Origin of the sequence: Corynebacterium sp. c3Ub_189, assembly GCF_039907195.1 — a bacterium.
Classification (GTDB): domain Bacteria; phylum Actinomycetota; class Actinomycetes; order Mycobacteriales; family Mycobacteriaceae; genus Corynebacterium.
This window is the reverse complement of sequence record NZ_JASBOF010000022.1, coordinates 25,197-33,172: the sequence shown is the minus strand read 5'-3', so window position 1 is coordinate 33,172 and position 7,976 is coordinate 25,197. Positions and strand designations below refer to the sequence as shown.

Here is a 7,976-nt window from a genome sequence, read left to right as displayed (position 1 = left end):
TCTAATGAGAAGGAGACGGTACACCACCGCCTCCTTCTTTTTCACGTTTTGCTATTCTCCTCACCATGGACCAAAAGCAAATTTCTTATGTGGCGGACCAGGTCGAGCAAGGAATTCTTGGACTCGAAGGCGTCGATAAGCTCCTGGCTTATTTGGATAGCTTGCATCCGGATGATTTGGTCGGCGTGGATTTCCTCGTTGACCGCATGTTTGAGGAGGAGCGTAACCAAACATGGGAGCTCACGGAAACGCTTAAGGAGTTTCTCGCGGATCTAAAGGAATGCCAGAAGTAGTGCAGACGCTCGACGAAGCAACCAACACCCTTGTAAACCCCTCCGGTTTGAATCTGACTGACCCTGACGATTCACGGGCGTACGCCGACCAGGTGTGGCAGGCCGGTGTGCTTTTGAATGTGGCAATTGATGAGCCTCAACACCTGACCAGCCAAGGCGTCAAGTCAATAGAGCCTTACGATGTCTTCCCGGTCGCGCAACGGGCGCTAGAAGAGGTTCTGCTACAGTTGCCGCTGGCTAATGATCCATTTGGGTCCGTGATCTGGAGCGCGGAACGCTTGGCCCAGGAACTACCTCAGGCCGCCCGATTGGCCCAGGTCGACGGGCTGCGCTTAGTCGAGTGGCTTTTGGGCGTTCTTGAATCGCCGTATGCGGAGCAGGTTGATATCGACCCCGTACAGTACGCGGAGGCTTTAGGACCTGCAGGCATCAAAGAGCTGCGCGAGCGTGCGCAGGGTGAGTATGTCGGTCGTCGGTTAGCGGTGCTTTCCGGTTCTGTCGAGGAGGTATTTCGTACCCACACGGACGGATACGAGCAGCTCATTAGCGGGCTTTCGGAGATCGGACGGTTCGACCTTGCTTACACGTACTCGGAAGAAGCGATGCGAATCCTCCCCGCTGAGGAAACGTTCAATATTGCTGGTGGTTGGGCCGCGATTACCGACGTCCACTTTCCTCACCGCAGCCCTTACGTCAATGAGCGAGTTTTCGACGCGTTTCCACGGCTTTCGACAGCGAAAGGTCTTTTTGCGGCGGTGGGGGATAGCGCAGTGGAGCACATCGAGGCTCGGTTGCGCGATAAGCCCTGGGATCTTGCAATGTTTCAGTATCAGTGCTTACGCGATCCGCAACGAGCATGGGCGACAGCCTCGGACGCCGGGCTCCAACGCAATGTGGCAGAACTACTTCTTCCGCACCTGCCGGACCAGACCGTTCCCGTTCTCATGCAACTCATTGAGGACAAGCTGGAAACACAAGATGTCTATGGTCGCGACCAAGCGTATGAGTTGCTCGGGAAAGTTCAGAAAGCAGCTGACCCGGCTTCATTTGACGACTTCTTAGGTTGCCTACAGCGGAAGTTTGCTGACTGCCCTGAAATTCGCAACCAGCTTGCCGACGCCGCCCAACCCTAAACCTTTGCTTTTACCCCCGTCGCTGGTTGTGGTGCGACTCTGGGGATCCCTGCGGATTTAGGGTATCCTATTCGAACATAAACACCCCCACAGGGGACACATGTCCACCAGCCGGGATACTATAAAGGTGCTTGTTAGAAAATACATACGAATCTTGTTCTTCTCTGCTGGAGTGCCCCGTCCATGACTGCCACACTAAGCCCACCCGAACCAGATACCACCCTCGACTACCCAGACACCCTCCTCATAGGTGACCACCCCGACATCGATCACCTAGACGATGGTGATGTGCCGGAAGCGTTCTACACCACCAACGCACCCGGCAACCACATCGGCAAAGCCGGCACCTACACACGCAAAACCTCCTGGTTCCTCTACCGCGCCATCCTCCCCCAACTAGACGACGACGTCGATCTGAGCCTCACCAGCCTCGCCAAAGACCTCGGCATCTCCTACAACAAACTCCTAGGCTTCCTGCGCGCCCACTTCCGCATGCGCCAACTACCCCTAGTCACCGAAGTCCAAGGCCAGCACTGGATACTCGACCTGATCAAACTGCGCATCATCGATCGCGAACTCAACAGGCTTGAAGATAACCCAGAGCATCTTGAAGCCATCGACGCCGCACTCGCAGACTTCCTCACCCCCACCACACCCAACCAAACCGTCCCCACCGACGCGGATCTGCGCCGCTTCATCCGCACCTTCATCGACACCCACCTGCGCCCCGAAGACAAAGAACAACAACCCGAACCACGACTGCGCATCAACTACAACCCCGATAACACCACCACACTATCTTTGACCTGCGATAGTGCCACCGCCACCATCATCGCCCGCCACATCGACGCCTACACCAACCAGACCACCACCACCGCAGCACAAGCACTCATCGACCTCATCCTCGAAGACACCCACACCAGTGTTGCCATCAACACGTTTACCACCAACCCTGACACCAACCTCGTCTTTCACCCCGGTGCCGGATGGATAAACCTCGACCATGCACCCACAGACAACACCTTCATCCGCCGACTCTTAGCCGACGAGGCAGACTCCTACACCCCCAGCACCGACATCCGCGCCTACACCCAAGGCAGAGACGCTACCTGCCGCTGGCCCGGCTGCACCGTCCCCGCCACCCGCTGCCAACTCGACCACCGCATCGAATACCACCTCGGCGGGCCAACCAGCCCAGATAATCTAGTCAACCTCTGCCAACACCACCACAACATCAAAACCGACCGCAGAATCCACTACATCCTCGACCCCATCACCGGCACCATCGCTTGGCTACACCGAGACGGCACCTACCAACTAGACCACCCCACCGGACCACTAGCTACACACCACACCCACTGGAACCACACCTGGGCCCAATACCTCACACACCAACAACAACGAACAGAAAGGAAGACCTCCGAAGATTAGCGGACGCCGTTAGAATGGGCTGACAGCCTACCGAGGAGGCCGAACTGATGAGCTCACTGGCTGCCATCGCCTTGCCATTTTTTCAGAGTAGGACCCGATCCTTTCTTGATGAGGACCGGGCAGCTAGACGTGCACTGAAAATGCAAAATGGAATTGGCGTGCTCGATTTTGCCGTGGAGGACCCTTCGGAGGATCCAGCCCAAGTATTCTCCGTTGTGCAAGAAGCGCTGGAGATTGCCGTAGATGTGATAGCCAATGCGGATGACTCACTTGGCATGTTAAGTGAGGTTGTTGAAGAGCTTATCGAGCTCCATGCTAAGAGCGCACAGCGCGCCAAGCCTGCGCCAATGGAGCTGGCCGAGTGGTTCATTGATTTCCATGAGAGCAACGGGGTTGATTATTTCGATCTTGACCCTGTTGCATATTCAACGGTCCTCGGAGAAGACGGCCTGGCTCGGGTGCGCGCTTGGGCGGAAAACGCAGATGTTATCCGCCGCAAGTATATGGAGAAGCGCTTTGCGGTTTTAGATCAAGACGTCGAAGCAATCATTCGTACACACCTGGCTGAGGGTAGCTACGCGGTTTATTTCGAAGAGGCAGCTAAAGCCTTAGAAGAAATCGGTGAGTATGACGCTGCGTGGGAGTACGCGAAGCGTGGAACCGAATCTGATCCAGATTGGCAGGCGCGGTCCTGCGGGCAATTCTGGGTGGAACTAGCGAGGGATCATTTCCCCGAAAGGGAGGAAGAGGTCGCCCAGATAGTTCTCAACAAGTGGCCGGACCCGCTCCTAGAAGTAATGCTTTATCCAGAAAGGTTTGTGGAGCCCTAGAGAACTAGGAGGTCGAACTTCGTAGCTTTTACGTCGGAAAGGCGCTTGCGGGCGCGCTCGAGACGCTGCCACTGATCTTGGGGGATGGCTTTCCGGGCAATGGTGACGGTTTCGGCGTCTGGGGTACCCCACGCGATGGGCATAGGGGTGATTTGCTGCCAGTGGTTGTTGTCCGCGCGGCCGGACACAGCGGCGACGGGAACCTTGGTGCCTACCGTGCGTTGAGTGCCGGGGATGGCGGTCACGGTGCGCAAGCATGCAGCCCAGCGGGGAGGCAGGGAAGGATCCACGTTGGTGTTGACTAGGGCGAGCAGGACCATGTCGCGCTCGTTAACCTCAGCGATGACAGCCGGAGCGAGGGGATAGGAGTCATAGAGTTGCTGGGCGGTGCCGACTTTACGGGCGGCGGCGAAGCCGACGATGGCCACCATGATTCCGAAAAGGATCATGCCGAGGCCGATGGTAATGCCCCAGGAAAATCCCCACCAGATGGCCGCGCCGCCGATGATGAGCAGGATGCCCAGCACGAGGCCGGAGATGCGAAGGCGGTTGGAATCGCGCAAGAGCTCGTTATTGGCCTTGGCAAAGGACTCGTCTACGTCGAACTTGAAGATTTTCATTGTTCCAAGTCTAGTGCGTCGATAAGCCGGTAGGCATATCCCTGCTCGGCGAGGAAACGCTGGCGGTGCACGGCGTAGTCCGCATCGAGGCTATCGCGGGTGACCAGCGAATAGAAGAGGGCTTCCTCTTCCTTGGGGCGCAGCAGTCGGCCGAGGCGTTGGGCCTCTTCTTGGCGGGAGCCGAAGGTGCCGGAGACCTGGATGGCTAGGGCTGCCTCGGGAAGGTCGATGGAGAAATTGGCCACCTTGGACACCACGAGAACAGGAAGTGTGCCGTCGCGGAATTGTTGGAAGAGGCGCTCGCGCTTGGCGGTGGAGGTGGAGCCGTCGATAACGGGGGCGTCGAGATGCGCGCCGAGCTCCTTGAGCTGGTCAACGTAACCGCCGATGATGAGCGCCTGCTGTGGGTGCCGGGCCAGGATCTTGTCCACCGCATGGAGCTTGGCGGCGGCTTGGGCGGCGATGCGGTAGCGGTCGCGAGGCTGGGCGGTGGCATACAGCATGCGTTCCTCGGCGTCCATATCCACGCGGACCTCGATGCATTCGGCGGTGGCGATATAGCCGGCCATTTCGAGTTCTTTCCACGGGGCGTCGTAGCGCTTGGGGCCGATGAGGGAGAAGACGTCGCCCTCGCGGCCGTCCTCGCGCACGAGGGTAGCGGTAAGCCCTAGCCGACGCCGCGATTGAAGGTCCGACGTCATGCGGAACACCGGGGCGGGAAGGAGATGGACCTCGTCGTAGATGATGAGGCCCCAGTCGCGGGAATCGAAGAGCTCGAGGGCGCGGTATTCGCCCTTGGTTTTGCGGGTGACCACCTGGTAGGTGGCGATGGTGATGGGCTTGATTTCCTTCTTTTCGCCGGAGTATTCGCCTATTTCGTTTTCGGTCAGGGTGGTGCGGCGCAGGAGCTCGTCGCGCCATTGGCGGCCGGCGACGGTATTGGTAACCAGGATGAGCGTGGTGGATTCCGCCTTGGCCATCGCAGCCGCGCCGACGATGGTTTTTCCAGCGCCGCACGGTAATACGACGACGCCGGAACCGCCGGACCAGAAGGCCTCGGTGGCGTACTGCTGGTAGTCGCGTAGCTGCCAGCCGTCGTGATTGAGGGCGATGGGATGGGACTCGCCATCGACGTAGCCGGCGAGATCCTCGGCCGGCCAACCGGCCTTGAGGAGGGCTTGCTTAAGGCGGCCGCGCTCGGAGGGAGGGACGGCGATGGAATGTTCGTCGATGCGAGCGCCGAGGAGTTTTCCGGTAGCGCCACGGGAGAGTTCTTCCAGGATGGGCGGCTCATCGGACTCGAGGATGAGGCCGTGGGCCGGGTGAGCGTGGAGGCGGACGCGGCCGTAGCGGGACATGGTTTCGGCGACGTCGACAAGCAGGGCTTGGGGGACTGGGAAGCGGGAGTAGTTTTCCAGGACGTCGACGACCTGCTCGGCGTCGTGCCCGGCCGCGCGGGCATTCCACAACGCGAGCGGGGTGATGCGGTAGGTGTGCACGTGCTCGGGGGCGCGCTCCAGCTCCGCAAAAGGAGCGAGCGCGGCGCGGGCCTCGGCGGCCTGGGCGTGTTCCACCTCGAGCAGGACGGTCTTATCCGACTGCACAATCAATGGTCCATTCATGGCTCCAGCGTAACGGAGGTGATTCGGTGCAAGGGAAACCGGATGGTAGAGCCATCGGCCGCGCGAGCGTCGATTTGCCCTCCCGCCACGGTCAGCGGGGTGACGGTGCGTTTCTTTTCGTTGCCGTTCTTATCCGCATAGCCGATGGTGATCGGCCGGGCAGTGCGCGCGGCGGCGTGGACTATGTCGAGGCTGGGAGTAGTAGGGGCGGCGTCGTCGCGCAGGGTGCGCATGGCCTTCGCGATGTCCGGGGAGGCAGTAGCTCGGCGGGCAGTCGGGGTCGGCAGGGTAGCCGGTTCGGGCGCGACGGTGAGGCTGGCGCCGCTTTCGTCCTCGGCCGCTGGAGAGAGTCCGTGCTCGCGCAGGCGCTCCAGCAAGTCGTGCACCGGCAATTGGGATACCGCGACGGTGGGCGCGAGTAGGCGCAAGGGCGCCGCCTTGAGCGCAATCTGGAGGAGTGCCGGGTCCTCGCTGCGCAGGTAGGACAGCGCCGGGCCGGAGCGCAGAGTGCCATGGCGCTTGGCGACGTCCCCGATGTGGAACTCCAGTGTCTGCGGCACCTCCCCGTGGGCGGCGAAGAAGGCCTGGATTTCCTCCCCAGTCATGCCACGATCGAGCCCGCGGCGTAGGGACGCATCCGAGATGCGGTAGACACTGGCCAGGCCGGGGGACTCGAGGTCGGCGACTGCTTCGAGCCGCTGGTGGGTCTCCGGATCGAGCGGGCCGGGAACCAAGACGGTCATATCTGCTTGGATGAGGAAGTAATCGACCGTGTCGGGGGTGAGGCGGGTGGCGGCGTCGGGGGCGTCGATAAGCACGCTGGTGGGGCGCTCAAGGGCGATCGCGCCGATCCACTCGGCTTCCGTGCGGAGTTCGGCGATGGTCTCGTCCGAGGTATGCGTGGCAAAGAGCGGAAAGTGGAAGCGCAGAGACTCTTCGAAGCTGGGTTTCGCGCCGCGCAGGTAGACCTGCAGGACCTTCTGTCTAAATTCCGGCAGCCGGTCATTGGTGTGCGCTAGCGTGCGGCCTTCCTTTGTCCATGGGGAAGCAGTCCAGGCCTCGAGTAGACGCTGCCATTTTTCGGCGAGGCTCGCATCGAGCCAAGCCTGGGCGAACTCCGTTGGCGCGAGGAAGTTGCCCTCGAAGTTTTTCGGCTCGCCGCGGCTGAGCAGGCGGGCGGTCATGCCCAGGCCGATGAGGCGGCGTAGCTCCTCCTCATCGATGGTGAGGGCTTTGCTCAGGTTGGTGAGTTGGCGAACGCCCACGGTCTTGTCCTTGAGCAGTTCTATCGGCCGTGCGCCTAGGGCGTCAATGACGCGCTGCATGCCGCGCACGGCGGAAAGGCCGGCTGCGGTACCGGCATCATCGGCCTTGGAATCCGGGCCGGGGGATTCGGTGATTCCCTCCACCGGGATCGGTGCGGTGGTTTTGCCGTTGAGCGCCAGGTGTACGGCGCGCGGCAGGCGGACGGTGGTGGCGTCCACGCGCTGGAGCAGCTGCTTGGCGATGAGCCGCGGAATCGGCCGGCCCGGATCCGCATCAATGGCCGCATCTCGCGTGGTGCCGAGGCCATTCGAGCGCGATAAGGTCTCGAGGACCTTCCGTTCTTCGTCCGGTAGCTCGGCGATGTCCTCCGGACTGACCTGGACCTGGTCGAGGAGGGACCAGCCCGTGGGAAGGGCAGGCATGACCTCGGGAGGGATGAGGATGTTGCCATAGGCCAGGCCGCGCTCCTTGAGCTGGCGGGTGATATCCGGATTAAGGTCTTCTACCTCTTCGAGTTCTCCTCCGCGGCGCGCGATATCTTCAATTTCCGCAAGCTGCCGTGCAGTGCAGTTCATTAAAGCCCGAGCGATGGAGGTGCGCAGGAGCAGGCGGGTAGCGAGCGCGGCGATGCTCGGGGGTAGCGGATTGAGTACATCCGGCCGGTTGCGGAGGATGATGGCGAGCTCTTCTTCCTCAAGGGAGGCGAGCCACGTGCGGAAATGCGGGAGGTGGGAAGACTGAGTCATGATGTCACCCCAGTTTAGTTATCGTTTGAGTTACG

The 7,976-nt window shown here is 60.7% G+C and carries 7 protein-coding genes; 4 read left to right on the top strand and 3 right to left on the bottom strand.

Annotated features, from left to right (window positions below; all coding sequences use genetic code 11):
- The first annotated feature begins 65 nt into the window (after nt 1-65).
- From QKD99_RS10360 to QKD99_RS10345, 4 genes are all read left to right on the top strand, one after another.
- The gene (locus tag QKD99_RS10360; RefSeq protein ID WP_284816154.1) at nt 66-293 is read left to right on the top strand and encodes a tRNA 2-thiouridine-synthesizing protein; all 228 of its coding nucleotides are present in this window, start codon (nt 66-68) and stop codon (nt 291-293) included.
- Nucleotides 293-1,426, top strand: coding sequence for a hypothetical protein (locus QKD99_RS10355; RefSeq protein ID WP_347951393.1), 1,134 nt, complete (start codon nt 293-295; stop codon nt 1,424-1,426). The genes QKD99_RS10360 and QKD99_RS10355 overlap by 1 nt, the downstream gene beginning before the upstream one ends.
- Before the next feature lie 183 nt (nt 1,427-1,609).
- Nucleotides 1,610-2,857 carry an HNH endonuclease signature motif containing protein gene (locus QKD99_RS10350; protein ID WP_347951392.1) on the top strand — a complete coding sequence of 416 codons (1,248 nt, stop codon included), beginning with the start codon at nt 1,610-1,612 and terminating at the stop codon, nt 2,855-2,857.
- 47 nt (nt 2,858-2,904) lie between these two features.
- Complete coding sequence (locus QKD99_RS10345; RefSeq protein ID WP_284767279.1) at nt 2,905-3,687, top strand: hypothetical protein; 783 nt, start codon at nt 2,905-2,907, stop codon at nt 3,685-3,687.
- Here QKD99_RS10345 and QKD99_RS10340 read toward each other — a convergent pair.
- From QKD99_RS10340 to QKD99_RS10330, 3 genes are read right to left on the bottom strand one after another with little or no spacing between them, the layout of a single operon-like run.
- On the bottom strand, nt 3,684-4,307 hold the full coding sequence (locus QKD99_RS10340) for a DUF3239 domain-containing protein (RefSeq protein WP_284767280.1): 624 nt from the start codon (nt 4,305-4,307) through the stop codon (nt 3,684-3,686). The genes QKD99_RS10345 and QKD99_RS10340 overlap by 4 nt on opposite strands.
- The gene (locus QKD99_RS10335; protein WP_347951391.1) at nt 4,304-5,929 is read right to left on the bottom strand and encodes a DNA repair helicase XPB; all 1,626 of its coding nucleotides are present in this window, start codon (nt 5,927-5,929) and stop codon (nt 4,304-4,306) included. Before QKD99_RS10335 ends, QKD99_RS10340 begins: the two co-directional genes overlap by 4 nt.
- Nucleotides 5,926-7,941: a helicase-associated domain-containing protein gene (locus QKD99_RS10330; protein WP_347951390.1), complete on the bottom strand. Its 2,016-nt coding sequence runs from the start codon at nt 7,939-7,941 to the stop codon at nt 5,926-5,928. The genes QKD99_RS10335 and QKD99_RS10330 overlap by 4 nt, the downstream gene beginning before the upstream one ends.
- Between the last annotated feature and the right edge of the window lie 35 nt (nt 7,942-7,976).

What these genes read in the sequence shown, in the direction of transcription:
- QKD99_RS10360 (WP_284816154.1), top strand. Translation starts at nt 66, where the DNA reads ATGGACCAAAAGCAAATTTCTTATGTGGCGGACCAGGTCGAGCAAGGA.
- QKD99_RS10350 (WP_347951392.1), top strand. Translation starts at nt 1,610, where the DNA reads ATGACTGCCACACTAAGCCCACCCGAACCAGATACCACCCTCGACTAC.
- QKD99_RS10345 (WP_284767279.1), top strand. Translation starts at nt 2,905, where the DNA reads ATGAGCTCACTGGCTGCCATCGCCTTGCCATTTTTTCAGAGTAGGACC.
- QKD99_RS10340 (WP_284767280.1), bottom strand. Translation starts at nt 4,307, where the DNA reads ATGAAAATCTTCAAGTTCGACGTAGACGAGTCCTTTGCCAAGGCCAAT.
- QKD99_RS10335 (WP_347951391.1), bottom strand. Translation starts at nt 5,929, where the DNA reads ATGAATGGACCATTGATTGTGCAGTCGGATAAGACCGTCCTGCTCGAG.
- QKD99_RS10330 (WP_347951390.1), bottom strand. Translation starts at nt 7,941, where the DNA reads ATGACTCAGTCTTCCCACCTCCCGCATTTCCGCACGTGGCTCGCCTCC.